The following is a 17,401-nucleotide window of genomic DNA, read 5'->3' on the forward strand; positions in this document are numbered from 1 at the left end:
CCGTTTGGAAGGCTTTTTTTATTACAGGAATGCCTTATCTACGGGCTCCCACAACTCAATTTTATTCCCTTCGGGGTCTACTATCCAGGCAAATTTACCATAATCATAAGCTTCGGGTTCTCCAACAAGGGTTACACCTTCCTCTTTTAGTTTAACTAATAAACCATCCAGATTATGCACCCTAAAGTTTTGCATAAACTGCTTTTGTGAAGGCTCAAAGTATTTCGTATCGGCTCCAAAAGGCGACCATTGTGTAGATGCTTTATTTCCTTTGTCATCTATCCACCAAAAAGTACAGCCATAATCATCGGTATTGAGTCCTAAATGTTTTTTATACCAGTCTTTAAGTTTAGACGGATCTTCACTCTTAAAGAAAAACCCTCCTACTCCAGTAACTCTTTTCTGTGGCTCATTGGTTTCCGGTTCTCCGAAGTATAAAGCCTTAATCTTATCTACAATTACCTGCGCCAGTCGTTCGTGGCTTTCAAAAGTCCATCCGGCAATATGCGGAGACAATAACACCCTGTCAGAATTCAACAGGTATTGAAAAGCTTCCGGTATATTACTATCTGTAAATAAATACTCAAATGAAGATTTCTCGTATTCCAGTACATCCAATGCAGCGCCTAAAACTTTACCGCTCTCTATAGCATCGGCTAAATCATTAGTCACAACACTTTTTCCACGTGCGGTGTTTATTAACCAAAACGGTTTGGCAAAAGCATTGATAAAATCGGCATTTACCATTTTATTAGTTTCGGGAGTCCAGGGCGTGTGCAGGCTAAGTACATCTGCTTTCTGCTGTAATTCTTCAAGCGAAACCTGTTTGGCATTGGCATCGCCTACCATCGGTTTTATATCATAGCATAATACCTCAACTTCAAAACCACGTAGTTTTTTGGCAAACGATTTACCCATATTACCATAACCGATAATACCAACCGTTTTTCCGTCAAGCTCATGCCCGCGATTACCTTCCCTAATCCATTTACCCGAACGTATTTCCCTATCGGCACGGTTAAGATTGTTGAATAATGACAGCAGCATACCCAGAGCCTGTTCTCCTACCGCATTACGATTCCCTTCGGGAGCAGCAATAAGGTTTACGCCTTTGGCTTCGGCATAATCACAATCAATACTCTCCAGTCCTGCACCCACACGGGCTATGAACTGAAGGTTTGTTGCCTTATCAAGAAAAGCCCTGTCGATATCAAAACGGCTGCGGATAACAACACCGTTATATTCGTGGATTTTAGCTTCAATTTCCTCTTTGGTCGATTTGTAGTCGGCGTGATTTTCAAATCCGGCCTGTTCCAACTGATCCCATAAAACAGGATTGTTGCTGTCTATATGTAAAACTTTTATGTTTTTGGCATTTAAAGTCATGTCACTTGTATTTGTGACACAAAGTTACCAAAGTTTATTACATATTTACGAAAGCGTTTCGTTATGCTGCGAAAGATCCAGACCCAATTGTTCTGATTCTTCCGAAACACGAAGGGGAATAAACAGATTAGTGAATTTGTACAGCACCAAGGCTCCAAAGAAAGAGAAAAACGCCACAAGCACTAAGGCAATCATGTGATGTGTAAAAACACCCCATCCGCCATGCAGTAAGCTTGCGTTTTCCCCCTCGGCAAAAATAGCCGTAAGTATCATCCCCATAATACCACCCACACCGTGGCAGGCAAAAACATCAAGGGTATCGTCTATTTTTTTAAGCTGTTTCCAGTGTACCATTACATTAGACACTATAGCAGCCGCAAACCCGAAGAATATACTTTTAGGGATAGATACAAACCCGGCAGCAGGTGTAATAGCTACAAGTCCCACAACGGCACCTATACAACAGCCCAGTGCCGAAACCTTCCTTCCGTTAAGCCTGTCGAAAAAGGCCCAGGTAAGCATAGCCGAAGCCGAAGCAATGGTTGTAGTAGCAAATGCCATGGCCGCAGTATGATTTGCTGCCAATGCCGACCCGGCATTAAAACCGAACCAGCCAAACCAAAGCATCCCTGTACCAAGAAGTACAAAAGGTATATTAGTAGGTATGTGTTCTACATTTTTACGTTTACCCAATACCAGTACCCCTGCTATGGCGGCAAAACCGGCACTCATGTGTACCACGGTACCTCCGGCAAAATCTTTCACGCCAAAGTAAGCACCAAGGAGTCCGTTAGGATGCCAAACCATGTGGCACAACGGTGTATAGATAAACAGACAGAAAAGACATATAAATAAAAGAAATGATATAAAACGGATACGTTCTGCCAGCGACCCCGTAATGATAGCCGGAGTGATAACGGCAAATTTCATTTGAAAAAGGGCAAACAGGATAAACGGAATTGTTGATGCCATTTGCGCATGCGGGTGTTCGTCTACAAAATCGAAAAAAGCAAAATCGGTTGGGTTGCCTACAATACCATATTTCACTCCGTCGATAGTTATACCTATCGATTCACCAAAAGAAAGGCTAAAACCTACCGCTACCCATAACAGACTTATTACCCCCAGACAGATAAAGCTTTTAAGCATGGTAGAGATCACGTTCTTTTTCCCAACCATCCCTCCGTAAAAGAAGGCTAACCCCGGTGTCATTAACAATACCAGACACGAAGCCGTAAGCAACCAGGCCACATCGGCAGGTACTATGGTATCAGTACTGTTAAATTGTGAAGTTGTTTTGGTAGGGGAGGCATGCTCCCAAAATAATCCGGTTATAGCAACCGCAGCAGTAATAAAAAAAGCAACAATCCAGCGTTTTTCTAATTTCTTTTCCATAACACCCCTTAAAATTACAGGGTCAAAGATATAAAAATATAGTTTTTTAATTATTGAAGCTTAAATTTTTGAGGGTATTATAAAAACACCCCTACTTTTGCCCTTTATTTTTTTGATTTACTAATTAATGCTTTCAAAAAGATTTCTTCTTCTAAATTAGTCAGTGCTTTTTTAATATCCCAACCGGAAATTAGTTTTTCGTCATTGTTGGATATTTGACTTTTGGATAATTTCTGCCTGAATTTTATTTACAACCTCATCAAGATTTTTCCTGATTTCCTTACTCCAGAAACGGAGTACTGTCCATCCCTGTGATATGAGATATTCGTTAACCTCCTTATCACGCTCTATATTCTTTTCAATTTTTTTATGCCAGAATTCCTGATTGGTTTTTATACGGTACTTCTCGGTTTCCCAGTTTTTACCATGAAAAAACTCGCTATCAACAAAGACAGCGAGTTTGTATTTTTTAAACGTGAAGTCGGGTTTCCCGAAAACAGTTTTTGTGTTTTTCCTATATCGTAATCCTGCATACCACATCGCTTTACCTAACAACACTTCATCTTTTGTGGCTTTACTTTTTATAGCAGCCATATTACGGGAGCGCTGTTCGGGAGTGTGACGGTCCATGATTAAGAGTTATTTTGTGTAAGATCTAAAATTTCACTAGTCTTATATAAGCTTTGTAAATCTCCCGATTTAACCCTAAACTGGCTTCTTTTCTTAACTTTTGGTTTTGTTGATATATTTTCAAGCTTAATACCTGGATCGTAATATACGTTACCTTTAACCATTTGCTCTAAAAACAATTGAAAATCTGTACCTACTCCAATAATAACTTTATTTCCATATTTATAACTACGTCCTCCATTATTTTCCGACATAGACGGGACAAAACAAGCTTGATTATGTTTTCTATTCCAATGTAATAGCATTGACGAAAAACTCCATGATGCAGCTTCTCTACCTTTATCATCAACTAAAACAATAGCTCCATCAGTATTTCGAATTTTGCCAGTTTCATTATCGAACCCCATTACTTCCATCCTTAGGTTTGTTCTGTGATGCAATTCTCCTGCTCTATGAATACCTCCAAAATTCATCCTATCAGGCACTCCATTTAAATCATTATACCCATACTTTCTTATAAAAGCCTCAGCTCCATCAGTTTTATAATAACCATGTGTAGGTTCAGGAGTCATGAGTGTGATTACTTTTGAATTAATTTTTTCAAAATTATCAACCCCAAACTGTTTCACTTCCCACCCTAAAAAATCTGGCTCTGAAAATCCATTTGGAGTAATCCCTAATTCTGCTTCTAAAGTATATCCTCCACAATTTGAAGATTCACAGACCATAACATTCCCGACACTATCTAATCTTTTAGATTTTATCCACCCCATATTATAAATACGGAATAATTCAGATATGAGCTTAACTCTATTATCTTCAAAAAGAGATAGTTCTATTACCCTAAAAACTCCATAATTATCAAAAGAATTGTTATTAACCTCTTTAGCTAATGGAGAATCAGGTGAAGCTACATAGCCTAAAATTTTACCTTTATCTGTAACCCCTAAAAATAACAATCTATCAGCCAATCTGGTTGCCATTAATTTTGAAGGCGCTTTTTTTGATCGTAATAAAAATCCAGAAAACCTAACTTCGGGATATTTAGGATAAAGAATTAATTGTGAGTAAGGAGCATCACTTAATGTACCATCTTCAACAACCCAAGAAAAATCAATTTTAGCTTTAAAACGCTCTTTCTTCCAATCACCTGCTGGCTCATTAAGAATTTCTTTTATCGGGAAAATATTCAGAATATCGAAACTACCCGCCAGATAAACCTGATTTTTAGAGTTATCATTAGGTGCTAGTTTTTTTACATAAACTTTTTTACACCCATATGAAGAAAAAATTGCTTTAAGGTTTATCAAATCCATTTGAAAACTGTTTTAATTGTTCAACTACTTTTTCTCCAACGGCCTGCATGAGCGGAGAAACTACTGAATTTCCAAACTGCTTATACGCCTGATTATCTGAAACAGGTATAACAAAATTATCTGGAAAACCCTGTAACCTCGCACATTCTCTAGGAACTAATCTCCTTGGGTTCTTACCTTTTTGAGGGATTAAAATTTCTGCACCATCTTTATAATATCTTGCGCTCATTGTTCTGGATATTCCGTTCAAATCAGTTAAACCAAAACCAAAACCATTACCTTTTGCTCTGTGTTTTCTGGCATACTCTTGCAGATAACTCCATAATTTATCTGACAATGTATATTTATCTTCAACTTTAGGCAGCAGTATCTCTTTTACAGAATGTTTGACTTCTTTCAACTCAGGAAATTCAAAATTTTCTTCACCTTTAAAATATTCATTATCAAAACCAACAATTATTATCCTTTCTCTATGCTGTGGAACATAATACTTACCATCAAGCACTTTATAATAAATAGAATAGTTTAATTCCTTTAAGGTATTTTGAATTACTTTAAAAGTATTCCCCTTATCATGTGAAACCAGGTTTTTTACATTTTCAAGCATAAATGTTTTAGGTCTTTTATGCTTTAAGATTCTTGCTATATCAAAAAATAAAGTTCCTTGTGTTTCATCAAGAAAACCATGTTTTCTACCTAGAGAATTTTTCTTTGAAACTCCTGCTATAGAAAAGGGTTGACATGGGAACCCTGCTAATAAAACATCATGATCAGGTATATCTTTTTCATCTATTTTAGTAATGTCTCCAAATGGGACTTCACCAAAATTTGCTTCATAAGTTTTTTTTGAAAAAGAATCCCATTCACTTGTAAAAACACATTTACCACCTAAATTTTGATAAGCAAGTCTAATTCCCCCTATTCCTGCAAATAAATCAATAAACTTAAATTCAGGTTTCTTTGGAGGAGGAAACGGTATATCCCATTCTATAGGTAAATAATATTGAAAGTCTGGCTCCTCAACTAATTGTAATTTTTCATGTGTATCTGCCAGATAATCTTCAGCCCCAGGTTTAAAATATTCAGAAACTCCATTAGTATGATTTTGAAGATAATGAGTAAAATTAGCCAAGCCACTATCTGTCTTTTTATCAACCTCTATATTGAGCTTTCTTTTAACAATGCTATACTTCTTCCCTTTCATTACTTCATAAAAATTTTATCATTAAAAAAAGAAGCAAAATCTAACTCTAGCGCCTCAACAATCCTTTCAAGAACCTTAACAGTAACATTTCTTTTTCCTGTTTCAACTCCGGTCATATATGTCCTGTCCACTTCGGCAATATTTGCCAAAGCTTCCTGAGATATGTTTTTCTGTTTTCTTAGTTCGCGGATTCGCTCACCAATCTTCTGATTGATATCCATGCAGTTATAATTTGTTCTCTATGAGAAACAAAACTATCAGGATGTAGACTTTGATACAACGGGTTATGAGTCACATGGATGTTTTGTGAATAACTTCATAAAACAAAAAACCGGCTTACGCCGGTTCTCATTTTAATAAAGTATGTAGTGTATGTATTAGTATCTGGCTACTCTTCTGCGAGGCTGTTTATGGTAATGTTTGTTTCCGTGTTTAACCTTTTTAACTTTATACGGTTTATTATAGTAAGTGTAAGGAGTTCTTCCGTAGTAGTTGTTTACCACCACTTTCTGGCAACGGTGGAAATCATAATTTCTGTAGGCAACCGGTACATAAGCCGTACGCACCCATGCTCCGTTGCTCACGTATAAATAATTGTTTGCGGTGATGTCGTAATACACATTAATTTCGGGCATGTAATAATATCTTGCCTCCACATGTGTAGCCGGTACCCATACTGCTGGCGCCGGCGCCGGAGTACCAATGTTCATGTTTACACTTACAGATACCTGGGCTTTTGCAAGTGCTCCTGTCATCAAAAATAGTCCAACGAGTAAAATTCTAAGTGTCTTCATAATTATTCAGTTTAGGGCTGTTTCTCAAAAAGTAAAAAACAGCGCGGTTTTGTAACGGTATAGCCAACAACCATGCCTAAAACTAGGCATGCATAGAATTTTTATTTAAAAAATTTTACAAACCATTGAAAAACAAGACTTTATTTTTTAGTAATTTTATAGTTTAATCCCTCGCTTATGGAAACAAAAAGAGAAATAACCGAGAAAATTTTTAAGATAACGGTGCTCATTCAGGAGAAATATCCGCAGTTGTCAAGCTATTTGGGAGAGGTACAGGAAACACTTCCGGCACTGGAACACCCCGAGGTAGACTCTAACAGCCTTTCCAAATATTACCAAACGCTGGAAACCATGTTACAGGACTACCTTATGGAACACCCCGAGCTGGAGGGTTAATTAATAAGGTACGACAGGAAGTCCTCAACCGATTTATAATCTTCCCTGAGCAGTTTCTTTTTGAGGCGCATTTTGCACACCCTCACACTTTGTGGCGAAATGCCCAGTATACTTGCCATGTCTTTTCCGTTTAGCTCCAGGCGCATTAATACCATAATACGTATTTCGGCTTCAGTAAGATTTATCCGACTGTCTTTTATCCTTGAAAAGAAATCGGGGTAAATGGAATTGAAACGCAGCCTGAACTTTTCCCAGTCGTCATCGGTAAGTATTTTTTGCTCCAGTAGTTGGGCTACTTCCTCCTCGCTCACCTCTTCGTTAGAGACGATCTCATTTTCCTTCTCCTCCTTCAATTCGTTTATTATGGCATTCTTTTTAGAAAGATCCAGTATATAGGTTTTAAGTTCCCTTTCCTTTACATGTATCATGCGTTGGGAATTATACAAATCCAATTCCAACTGACTCTTTTTAAATCGAATTTGAGACAGGTACCTGTATACAAAAAAGGCAATAATCAACAATGCTATAAATACACCAAACCCTATAAAATACAGTCGGTTTTTAGCAATCTTCTTTTCGTTTTGCAGATTTTGGATCCTGAGGTTTTTTACCTCAACCCCCAGCCCGGCCTGATAGCGTAACAGTTGCTCCTTTTGATTGGACTCCAGTATTTCATGCTGTCCCTCATAATACTTTTTATAATAATATAATGCCGAATCGGGCCTGTTAAAACGTTCGTGATTGCGCGACAGCTCCATATAGGCTTCACTAATACGCACCTTACTGTTAAGCTTCAAACTAAGCTTGAGGCATTTTCGGGAGTTTTCAAATGCTTTTGCCTTATTTCCTTTTAAGGCATATACTACCCCAAGGTTTTGGTAAGCAGTAGCCATGCCTTCGGTGTAATGATTATCAAGGCATTCTTCCAGCGAAATGTTATAGTATTTTAAGGCAGCATCAAGTTGGTCTCCGTAACGGTATATCTGCCCCTGATTGTTATAGGCCAAAGCCAAATCAATATGGTCGTCAAGCTTCTTGAATATTTCTATCGCCTTATTATTAAACTCAAACGCTTCATTAAAAATACGCTTCTCCTTTAATATAAGTGCCCTGTTAGTATAGGTTAAACCCAGCAGTTGGGGTAAATTGAGCTTTTCTGCCAGTTGTGCAGCCTCATTATAACACTCCATTGCAGCCTCATTATTTTCAAGGCGCCAGTATATTAAACCTAAACTATTAAGCAAATTTGCCATATGTTCTTCATCGCCGGTTTGTTTAACATGCTGATAGGCTTCGGTAAAATACTTAAGGGCTTCTTCATAATTACCCATGCGCCAGTGATCGTTGCCCAAATCGGTTAACGATATACTTTTCCTGACAACTTCGTCGGGTAAATTAGGGGTTTTGCCGGTGTCTGGTTTACATGAAATAAAAAAGAGCATCAGGAGGAGTATTCCCCTAACGTAATTTTTCATAAATGTGTCTCTTTAATAGCTTGGGTCAAATGTAAATCTTATTACCGACTAATCAAATCAAAAGTCAACAATTTGCTAATGAGCATTTTGATCGTTATTACCATAAACTCATAAAACTGTAAATGGGAGTTTTTGGGCTATTTAGAAATAACAACTTACTAAAATGTCACACTTTTTCGGTTATAAAAACAGATAAATTCAATGTAACTCTCCTGAAAAGGTATAAAACAAAAAAACCTTACGGCAAGCCGTAAGGTCTGAAAAAACATCGCACTGTAATCACTACCACTATGAAGGTGCGAGTTTAGCTAGTTCATTCTTAAAAAAATAGCGCACAAAATCCTATATGGATTGGTTATCAATTTTAGGTATGCAAATGTAGTAATAAGTACCATATAAGCGACAAAAATTTATGTTGACATACGTGTTGACAACGCCCCTGTAGTTTCTTTTATTGAAAAGAATGAGGTTTATTAGGCAAAAAAGTTATTTTTCAGTTATTTTTACCGCGCATTAATAATCATTATGTAATTTTTTATCCTATAAGAGAACGTTACAGCACAAAATCATCATATGAATTCAAAGTACATTAATTATTTTGCCTTTATTATAATTTCGCTAACCTCTATTGTTTTTGCCGTGAACTATTTTTTCACAGATGCAATACCACATGCGGTTACACAATTCTTTATATGGGCATCGGTTTTCGGACTAACCCTTTTTGCCATTAAAAAGCGTAGTCTCACCACCTGGATACTGGTATGCCTTGTTATAGGTGCAGCAATAGGACATGAATGGCCCGAAGCCGGACAGGGATTACAGGTTTTAAGTAAAATCTTCCTGAAGCTTATCAAAACCATTGTTGGTCCGCTTATTTTTGCCACTCTTGTTTACGGTATTGCGGGGCATAGTAATATAAAACAGGTAGGCCGTATGGGCTGGAAATCACTCCTGTACTTTGAAATTGTTACAACACTAGCCCTGTTTATAGGTTTAGCTGCGATAAACATTACTAAAGCCGGTGAAGGTATTATTCAGCCAACCGATATTAAAGAAACCATACAGGCTGCCGAACCTCAAACCTGGCAGCAGATCATACTGCATATTTTTCCCGAAAATATAGCCAAATCAATGGCCGAAGGCGAGGTACTGCAAATAGTGGTATTCAGTGTGATATTTGGTATTGCCCTGATTATGGTTCCCGAAAAGAAACGTAAAGTAATGGTTGACTTTACCCAAAGCCTTAGTGAAGTAATGTTTAAATTCACTAATATAGTTATGTACTTTGCTCCTATAGGTGTGGGTGCAGCTATGGCATATACAGTAGGACACATGGGTCTTAGTGTACTTATTCCGTTATTAAAACTGTTATTAACCCTATATGGGGCACTATTGGTATTTGTAATAATTGTATTTATACCGATAGCCCTATTTATAAAACTGGATTTAAGAGCTTTTATTAAAGCTATTGGCGAACCGGTTTCTATCGCATTTGCCACAACAAGTTCGGAAGCGGCTTTACCACGTGCAATGGAAGCAATGGAAAGCATAGGGGTTCCGCGTAAAATTGTTTCGTTTGTAATGCCTATGGGCTACAGCTTTAACCTTGACGGAACAACTCTTTACCTATCGTTAGCCAGTGTATTTGTGGCACAGGCAGCAGGTATAGACCTTAGCATCGGCGAACAGCTTATTATGGTGTTTACTCTTATGGTAACCAGTAAAGGTGTTGCGGGTATACCAAGAGCATCACTGGTAATACTTATGGGTACGGCAGCATCGTTTAACCTGCCTGTATGGCCTATATTCATTATACTGGGTATTGATGAGCTTATGGATATGGCCCGTACATCAATAAACGTAGTGGGTAACTGTTTGGCTTCGGCAGTAATTGCCAAATGGGAAGGCGAGTTTGACCCTACCCTTGAAGCTCAGGAGGTATTTAAAACCGAACTTTACGAGAGTCATGACGACGAAAACAAATAAATAAAAAGCCGCACAATGTGCGGCTTTTTATTTATTACATTTATATACTTATAACCCCATTATGATAGAGGAAGATATACTACTGGAGTTTGGTGCCCGTAAGCTGCACTTTAAAAAAGGGGAACCTGTTTTTAGTCAGGGGGACCTCCCTAAATACTATTACCAGATTATAAGCGGGGAAATTAAAATGAATAACTATAATGAGGAAGGTAAGGAATTTATACAGGGACTGTTTAGTGCAGGAAACTGTTTTGGTGAACCGCCGCTTTTTCTGGACAGGCCTTATCCTGCAGGAGCAGTAGCCACAAGCGACACTTCCCTTTATGCGCTCCCTAAAGAAACTTTCCTCAAACTACTGCACTCCCACCCTAATACCAATGTTGCAATGACAGTTAACCTTGCACAAAGGCTGTATTATAAGGCCATTATGGCTTCAGAAATATCATCGCAGGATGCAGAACACCGCATAATAACTCTTATCGACTATTTCAAAAACGTTATTCATGAGAACGAAGAAGCACAATATAAAGTCACACTAACCCGCCAACAGATAGCCGACCTCACAGGGTTAAGGGTAGAAACGGTTATAAGAGCCATAAAATCACTGGAAAAACAGGGCGAATTAAGTATTAACGAGCGAAAAATATATAGATAAAGTATAAGGTAATAATAATTTACCGAACATGATATTTGTCATAAAATAAAGGATATCAGCACCTTAAATTTGTACTATAAATTTAAAACATTACTGGTATGAGCACTTATGATAAATTTTTAGACAATTACACAAAAGGGTTTATGGGTTTCAACACTTTAGCCATTTTAGCCCAAAGCTGTCTAGGTGGTATCGCTGCCATGTTTGTACTTCAAAACGGTAATACACCGGCACAAATGATTCAGCTGTTTTTTATAACCATATTCTGTTCCGGCTTTAACGGCAGCGTTTTAGCCCAGCAAAAACCTAAAGTAGTGTTTAACCTACTTATCACTACTGTAATACTAAACCTTGCCATCATCTTACTAAACGTTTTTATACTCTAATTAATTTCCGTACTAAAACCTAACACAACGTTTGTTTTAATGTTAGAGGGTTGCCCCTAAAAAGGCAGCCCTCTATTTTTTGATTATGATTTAGGTCATAAACCCGAAAGCGACTCAAAAAGTAGCTTTGATATTACAAGCATTAAAAGGTTTTAGTCATGAAAACATATCAAAAATATCTGGAAAACTACAAAAGAGGGTTTATAGGGTTTAATACTCTTGGTATACTATTTCAAAGCTGTTTAGGATCGGCAGCTGCGATGCTGGTATTACAAAATGGCACCAGTTTGGCACAAATGGTACAACTATTCTTTATAACCATTTTCTGTATGGGATTTAACGGCAGCGTACTGGCACAGCAAAAACCTAAAGTAGTATTTAACATGCTTATTGCTACCATAACCGTGAGCACTGTTATAGCACTGCTCAATCTTTTTATTATTTAAATTATTGGGACTATATCAAAAATGTCATTCTGAATGCAACGCATTGAAATGAAGAATCTCAAACTGGGTTAACAGAAATTTTTCCTTTCGTCAAAATGACAAGATATAACAGGCAATCATTTTTTATACAGCCCTCCTTATATCTTACTTTCCGGCTCATGCAATACAGGGAAGTTACAGGAGTTGGCAATAAAACACATCTCATTGGCTTTTTGATGTAACTCGTTTGCCTTATGCATCATACTTTCTTCCTGCACAGTAACCACTGGCCTTAATATAACCTTTGTAAATCTGCCCGATCCGTTTGGGGTTTCCTCCATTTCCCCAATAGCATTGTCCTTATAAGCCGTTACTATGACTCCGGCTTCCGAACACAGATGCAAATACCATAACATATGGCAGGATGAAAGCGAAGCCAAAAGCATTTCCTCGGGGTTATACCTGGAACTGTCTCCTCTAAAAGCAGGATCTGAAGAACCCAAAACAAAGGGTTTTCCCTCTGTTTGTATATTATAATCACGGGTATAGCTAGTGTAACTTTTTGTACCCGAACCTCTGTTGCCCGTCCATTGCAGTTGCGTAGAATAATGATGTGTTTTCATACCCCTAAAATTAAAACTAAATTTTCAATTCACTACTGACATACGGTTGTCACTACCCCATAATAATTTTGCTTCATAATCAAAAAATCATCAATTATGACAACAGTATCAGCACTAACAGCAGAGCAGTTTTTAAATCACTGGAAAGGACACCGCAGCCTTACCAGAAAAACTATTGAAGCTTTCCCGGAAAAAGAGCTTTTTAGTTACAGCATAGGGGGCATGAGGACTTTTGGCGAAATAATGCTTGAAGTAGCAAGCATTGCCTATTATGGTGTGGAAGGTGTAACCACAGGAACATGGAGAAACATAGAGAACCTACCTTATTACACTACCGAAAAAACGATAACTACCAAACAGCAGTTATTAGAGTTTTGGGACAAAACCACAGCCTACATTGATCAGGAATGGGAAAAATTGCTTAGTCTGGATTTTGAACAGCACATAAAATCTTTTGAGATTTACGAAAACACCATTGCCTCATCCATGCTGTACTGGATAGACAACGAAGTACATCACAGGGGTCAGGGATATGTTTATTTAAGAGCCTTAGGCATTACACCTCCGTTCTTTTGGGAACGTTTTTAATATAGGAGTACAATCATCATCAAATCAATCAACAAAGAAAAAGGGACATCATGTGGTGTTCCTTTTTGTTTTAAATTCAACTTGTTATTAAGACCCTTTAACAGAAATCAAATAGTGTTTTGATATTCCAATACTTAAGAATGGATAAATATTAAATAAATGTATACGTATTCTCATTTTTTTTAACTATTTATGCCCTTACCAAACGAATATAATCTTAGAATAACCATGGGTGGCCTAAAAAAAGTAAATGTTGTAAGGAGAAATATAATGCGTAGCCTTACGCGTAATATTGGTGTTACAAATCTGGAGAAGGATTTTAAGCTAAAGGAAAAACCTGAAATTAAAAGAATACTGATAATACGTCCAAACAAAAGGCTGGGTAACCTGTTGCTTATCACTCCGCTTTTACAGGAAGTAAACGAGGCCTTTCCGGATTGTAAGATTGATATTTTTGTAAGAGGCGGACTTGCCCCTATACTTTTTGAAAATTACAGTAACGTTGACCGTATTATAAAACTACCGGGCAAACCTTTTAAGGAACTTATTAAATATTCGCTTGCATGGCTTTCGGTTAAAAAGAAGCGTTATGATATGGTTATAAACGTGGTTAACTCCTCTTCATCAGGAAGACTGTCTACCAAGTTTGCTACCGCTAAGTTTAAACACTTTGGTGATGTTAGCGATAAGATAAAGGAAATGTATACCGATAGTAACCATATGGCCAAATATCCGGTTTATAACTTTAGATACTTTTTAAGCAAATTGGGATATGAGAAAAACGACACGCCTGTACCGCCGCTAAACCTTAGGTTAAGTGACAAGGAGCTTGAACAGGGTAAGCAAATAGTGAAAGATATTGTAAAGAACGATAAAAAAACCATTGCCATATTTACTTTTGCTACAGGCGACAAATGCTACAAACCGGAATGGTGGAATCCGTTTTATGAGAGACTGCAGTCCGAATATGCCAATGATTACAATATTATTGAGATACTGCCTGTAGAGAATGTATCGCAAATTGATTTTAAAGCCCCAACCTACTACAGTAAGGAAATAAGGGAAATAGGCGGTGTAATGGCAGCCTGTGAGGTATTTATAGGTGCCGATAGTGGCATGATGCACCTAGCAGCGGCTTCGCTTGTTCCAACTATAGGACTATTCTCTTACACTAACCCTGCTACATACGGACCTTACAATAAAGGCAGCGAATCCATAAATACTAACAATACAACTATGGATAGCTGGATAGAAAGTATAAATAAAGCCTTAAAAGCATAATTTTTATGATTCTACGTAAACTATTCGGCTTTGGCAGCAATAAAAATAATACAGTCAATACACTTAACAGCGATCCTGAAATCAAAAAGCTATTAGAAAGCCTGAAAAGTGGAATGATAGCGTTTATTGAATCGGGAGAAGGGGGCTATACTAAGAAAGATGTATATAAGTGTATTACATTACTCAATGCTTTTTTAAACAACTTATCACAATCAGGGAATAAGGATGAAGGTATGACTATTGTAAAAGATGTTGTATTAAAAATCAATGAACTGAACACAAACTGTGGCGAAGAACTTATTGAAACCGAAGAGAGGGAACAAATTGCAGAGATAATTATTTTAGCCGGACATCTAAAAGGCTATAATACCCGTGATGAAGACATCACGGAAGAATGGAGAGAATGGTAGTATTTGCTATATCTATTCTTTCGTTTTTATATAATGAAGATAGATTGTATTGCATTTAATCTCCAGTAAACCTGTTTTAAAACTTTCACCTTCCTTTAAATAAAAACCTACCTCTTCATTAAGATAAGCGTTTCGGTATGGATTATTATGACCAATAACAATCCCTTCACTAAATTCATTAACCTTTTCTAAAGCACCATTACTTATCCTTGCTATATACATTGTATTGCCTTTTACTATTATCAGGAAAAGTTCATCATTGTAAACAAAAGCATGAGCAATATACTCTTCAGGAAAATCACGATAATAATAAGCTTCTTCCCCTGATTTATAAACAGTTTCCACTCCCTGCAATGACCTTCCCAACTCACCATTGTCAAATACCTTAAGTCCGTCTTTTTTTATTTTGTTATAATAAAAATCTTCTTTTACTTTATTTAATTTACGGGGGTCGATCACTTTTACAACCTGTGTATAAGTCACCAAATAGTAGGCTCCGTTAATCTTATAAACTCTTGGAAGCAATATATTAGCGTCGTATTCAATTCCGGTTTTTTTATCCTTAAATATGGTTGCGGCACCCCACTCGCCATAATCCAAGGCATACACATGGAAGTTATCATCCTCAAAAACACCGTCATCTGTAACTTTGGTTTTTAACCAGTCCTCTTCGCCCTTATCCCAATAATATGAAACAGCATCTGGCATAAGTGGGTTTTCCTTAAACACTATACTGTCGTTTTGAACATAAATTCCGGTGTCCCATGAGTCATAACCAATGAGCTTAGCCTTACTAAATATTTTCCCTTTTTTATTAAAAACACAAAAGGTTCCCTTGGGCGTAAGTGTTGGCTCGTCTGTAGTTTCTACAAAAGTAGAATAATAAATACCCTTATATTTTAATGGATATATAGATCTCCCTTTTATATTCAGTTCAATAGTATCACTTTTTATTGTAAACCCTTTCTCCTCTTTGCACGATAACTCTTTTTCCTCCTTACAGGATAACAGTGTAAAAAACAGGAATAGGTATAACAGTGTTTTGTGCATAGCGGTTTATTATTAAGTTAAAAAACATATAAATGTTACTCACAATATAAACAAAAAACCCGCTTATTTACATAAGCGGGTTTTGTAGCCTCGACAGGAATCGAACCTGTATCAAAAGTTTAGGAAACTCCCATTCTATCCGTTGAACTACGAGGCCTGATATTAGAGGTGCAAAAATAGAAAGTTTTTAGTTGCCAGCCAAACAAATTCATACCACGCCCCTAATAGTTATTTTTTTAACTTTATACTGATTATAACAACAATGAACGAGCTTTTATCCCAAATACAACAATGCACACAATGTAAAGAACAGCTGCCTTTTGCACCAAAACCGGTTGTGCAGGCTCATACTGATTCTAAAATAATTATTATAGGGCAGGCACCAGGGCTTAAAGTTCAAAACTCGGGCATACCATGGGACGATCAAAGCGGAAATGAATTGCGAAGATGGCTCAATGTAACTAAGGAACAGTTTTACAATCCGGAGCTGTTTGCGCTCATTCCTATGGGGTTTTGCTATCCCGGCAGGGGAAAATCGGGTGATTTACCCCCAAGGCCCGAATGTGCCCCTTTATGGCATCAAAAACTATTGGAAACCATAACAAATCCGCAGCTTATACTATTAATAGGTCAATATGCTCAAAAATATTATTTAGGGAACAAATTAAAACCCACCCTAACTGACACCGTAAAGGCTTACAGCGAGTTTTTACCGCATTACCTACCATTGGTACATCCTTCGCCCAGAAACAAAATATGGCAAAAGAAAAATCCCTGGTTTGAACAGGAAATTGTACCGCAGTTACAGGTCATAACAGGAAAGGTTATGCAGTGTAGAGATTAACTAAAGTCCCTTTTTAATTTATTTCCGATTATTTAGAATCAAAAATTATTACAAACTACTCTATCTTTTTAAAATATTGTTTTGATTCAATAATGTCTTTGAAAACATAATCATTAATATGATTAACAAAATAGATCCTCTCTATATTTCCGTTTAAAATAACTTCTAAAATTAAATCATTATCATCAATAATAATATAGAACTTAGTGTTGGCTATTTGTACTGCATAATCACTCGAATAATATTTTAAGTTCACATGTCCTTTTAAATTGGGAAGCTCCAACTTAGTTACACCGTCTATTTTAATTTTTTCATATGTTACAGGATTCACTTCCCCTCTGAAAAAATTAATAAATAAACCGTTATTATTAAACTCAATCGCCTCGATAGGCATTAAATATTCCTCTTCTGCAACACTTACTGACTTTAAAGCCTCAACATATTTAGCAGGAAACCAAACACAACTACCTTGGGAAAAACAATTAAATGAAATTAAAAATATTAAAATGAGTTTTTTCATAATCGTATTAATTTACTATTTAATTAGCCAAAACCAG

The 17,401-nt window shown here is 36.9% G+C and carries 19 protein-coding genes, 1 tRNA gene and 2 pseudogenes; 9 read left to right on the forward strand and 13 right to left on the reverse strand.

Annotation, left to right across the window (positions count from 1 at the left end; translation table 11 throughout):
- Window positions 1-21: 21 nt before the first annotated feature.
- The 8 genes and pseudogenes from Q763_RS18080 to Q763_RS03770 all read right to left on the reverse strand — a co-directional run.
- Window positions 22-351, reverse strand: a pseudogene (locus Q763_RS18080) (VOC family protein); the annotation flags it as partial.
- Window positions 352-417: 66 nt separating this feature from the next.
- Window positions 418-1,386 (reverse strand): annotated as a pseudogene (locus tag Q763_RS03740) (2-hydroxyacid dehydrogenase); the annotation flags it as partial.
- A gap of 45 nt (window positions 1,387-1,431) precedes the next feature.
- Entirely contained in the window at window positions 1,432-2,781 is a 1,350-nt protein-coding gene (locus Q763_RS03745; protein ID WP_035131378.1) for an ammonium transporter, read from the reverse strand.
- 201 nt (window positions 2,782-2,982) lie between these two features.
- Window positions 2,983-3,411 carry a very short patch repair endonuclease gene (locus tag Q763_RS03750; protein WP_035131385.1) on the reverse strand — a complete coding sequence of 143 codons (429 nt, stop codon included), beginning with the start codon at window positions 3,409-3,411 and terminating at the stop codon, window positions 2,983-2,985.
- Window positions 3,412-3,413: 2 nt separating this feature from the next.
- A complete protein-coding gene (locus tag Q763_RS03755; protein WP_035131386.1) occupies window positions 3,414-4,727 on the reverse strand; it encodes an MvaI/BcnI family restriction endonuclease in 1,314 nt (437 codons plus the stop codon).
- A complete protein-coding gene (gene dcm / locus Q763_RS03760; protein WP_052123212.1) occupies window positions 4,708-5,931 on the reverse strand; it encodes a DNA (cytosine-5-)-methyltransferase in 1,224 nt (407 codons plus the stop codon). Before dcm ends, Q763_RS03755 begins: the two co-directional genes overlap by 20 nt.
- Window positions 5,931-6,152 (reverse strand): helix-turn-helix domain-containing protein, encoded by a 222-nt coding sequence (locus Q763_RS03765; RefSeq protein WP_035131387.1) that lies wholly within the window; start codon window positions 6,150-6,152, stop codon window positions 5,931-5,933. Before Q763_RS03765 ends, dcm begins: the two co-directional genes overlap by 1 nt.
- Window positions 6,153-6,308: 156 nt before the next feature.
- Window positions 6,309-6,725: a hypothetical protein gene (locus Q763_RS03770; protein WP_157499300.1), complete on the reverse strand. Its 417-nt coding sequence runs from the start codon at window positions 6,723-6,725 to the stop codon at window positions 6,309-6,311.
- A 177-nt stretch (window positions 6,726-6,902) separates the two neighbouring features.
- Between Q763_RS03770 and Q763_RS03775 the strand changes: the two genes are divergently transcribed.
- Window positions 6,903-7,121, forward strand: a complete 219-nt coding sequence (locus Q763_RS03775; RefSeq protein WP_035131388.1) for a hypothetical protein — start codon at window positions 6,903-6,905, stop codon at window positions 7,119-7,121.
- Here Q763_RS03775 and Q763_RS03780 read toward each other — a convergent pair.
- On the reverse strand, window positions 7,118-8,596 hold the full coding sequence (locus Q763_RS03780) for a tetratricopeptide repeat protein (RefSeq protein WP_035131389.1): 1,479 nt from the start codon (window positions 8,594-8,596) through the stop codon (window positions 7,118-7,120). The genes Q763_RS03775 and Q763_RS03780 overlap by 4 nt on opposite strands.
- 573 nt (window positions 8,597-9,169) lie before the next feature.
- Between Q763_RS03780 and Q763_RS03785 the strand changes: the two genes are divergently transcribed.
- The 4 genes from Q763_RS03785 (at window position 9,170) to Q763_RS03800 (ending at window position 12,069) form a co-directional block, all read left to right on the forward strand.
- The gene (locus tag Q763_RS03785) at window positions 9,170-10,582 is read left to right on the forward strand and encodes a dicarboxylate/amino acid:cation symporter (RefSeq protein ID WP_035131390.1); all 1,413 of its coding nucleotides are present in this window, start codon (window positions 9,170-9,172) and stop codon (window positions 10,580-10,582) included.
- Between the two features lie 61 nt (window positions 10,583-10,643).
- Complete coding sequence (locus Q763_RS03790) at window positions 10,644-11,237, forward strand: Crp/Fnr family transcriptional regulator (protein ID WP_035131392.1); 594 nt, start codon at window positions 10,644-10,646, stop codon at window positions 11,235-11,237.
- A gap of 98 nt (window positions 11,238-11,335) precedes the next feature.
- The gene (locus Q763_RS03795) at window positions 11,336-11,623 is read left to right on the forward strand and encodes a hypothetical protein (RefSeq protein WP_035131394.1); all 288 of its coding nucleotides are present in this window, start codon (window positions 11,336-11,338) and stop codon (window positions 11,621-11,623) included.
- A 158-nt stretch (window positions 11,624-11,781) separates the two neighbouring features.
- Entirely contained in the window at window positions 11,782-12,069 is a 288-nt protein-coding gene (locus tag Q763_RS03800; protein ID WP_035131396.1) for a hypothetical protein, read from the forward strand.
- A 137-nt stretch (window positions 12,070-12,206) separates the two neighbouring features.
- Here Q763_RS03800 and Q763_RS03805 read toward each other — a convergent pair whose 3' ends face one another.
- Complete coding sequence (locus Q763_RS03805) at window positions 12,207-12,671, reverse strand: OsmC family protein (RefSeq protein WP_035131398.1); 465 nt, start codon at window positions 12,669-12,671, stop codon at window positions 12,207-12,209.
- Between the two features lie 96 nt (window positions 12,672-12,767).
- Between Q763_RS03805 and Q763_RS03810 the strand changes: the two genes are divergently transcribed.
- The 3 genes from Q763_RS03810 (at window position 12,768) to Q763_RS03820 (ending at window position 14,950) form a co-directional block, all read left to right on the forward strand.
- On the forward strand, window positions 12,768-13,259 hold the full coding sequence (locus tag Q763_RS03810; protein ID WP_035131400.1) for a DinB family protein: 492 nt from the start codon (window positions 12,768-12,770) through the stop codon (window positions 13,257-13,259).
- A gap of 192 nt (window positions 13,260-13,451) precedes the next feature.
- Window positions 13,452-14,540: a glycosyltransferase family 9 protein gene (locus tag Q763_RS03815; RefSeq protein WP_232297499.1), complete on the forward strand. Its 1,089-nt coding sequence runs from the start codon at window positions 13,452-13,454 to the stop codon at window positions 14,538-14,540.
- A 5-nt stretch (window positions 14,541-14,545) separates the two neighbouring features.
- Window positions 14,546-14,950: a hypothetical protein gene (locus Q763_RS03820; protein ID WP_035131403.1), complete on the forward strand. Its 405-nt coding sequence runs from the start codon at window positions 14,546-14,548 to the stop codon at window positions 14,948-14,950.
- Window positions 14,951-14,962: 12 nt separating this feature from the next.
- On the opposite strand, the gene Q763_RS03825 is transcribed toward Q763_RS03820, so the two are convergent.
- Together Q763_RS03825 and Q763_RS03830 are read right to left on the reverse strand one after the other, a co-directional pair.
- Window positions 14,963-16,000: a hypothetical protein gene (locus Q763_RS03825; RefSeq protein WP_035131405.1), complete on the reverse strand. Its 1,038-nt coding sequence runs from the start codon at window positions 15,998-16,000 to the stop codon at window positions 14,963-14,965.
- A gap of 85 nt (window positions 16,001-16,085) precedes the next feature.
- A tRNA-Arg gene (locus Q763_RS03830) sits at window positions 16,086-16,157 on the reverse strand.
- A 105-nt stretch (window positions 16,158-16,262) separates the two neighbouring features.
- Here Q763_RS03830 and Q763_RS03835 point away from each other — a divergent pair.
- On the forward strand, window positions 16,263-16,844 hold the full coding sequence (locus Q763_RS03835; RefSeq protein WP_035131407.1) for a uracil-DNA glycosylase family protein: 582 nt from the start codon (window positions 16,263-16,265) through the stop codon (window positions 16,842-16,844).
- 55 nt (window positions 16,845-16,899) lie between these two features.
- On the opposite strand, the gene Q763_RS03840 is transcribed toward Q763_RS03835, so the two are convergent.
- Window positions 16,900-17,364 (reverse strand): hypothetical protein, encoded by a 465-nt coding sequence (locus Q763_RS03840; protein WP_035131408.1) that lies wholly within the window; start codon window positions 17,362-17,364, stop codon window positions 16,900-16,902.
- Between the last annotated feature and the right edge of the window lie 37 nt (window positions 17,365-17,401).

Source organism: Flavobacterium beibuense F44-8 (assembly GCF_000769915.1).
GTDB lineage: Bacteria > Bacteroidota > Bacteroidia > Flavobacteriales > Flavobacteriaceae > Flavobacterium > Flavobacterium beibuense.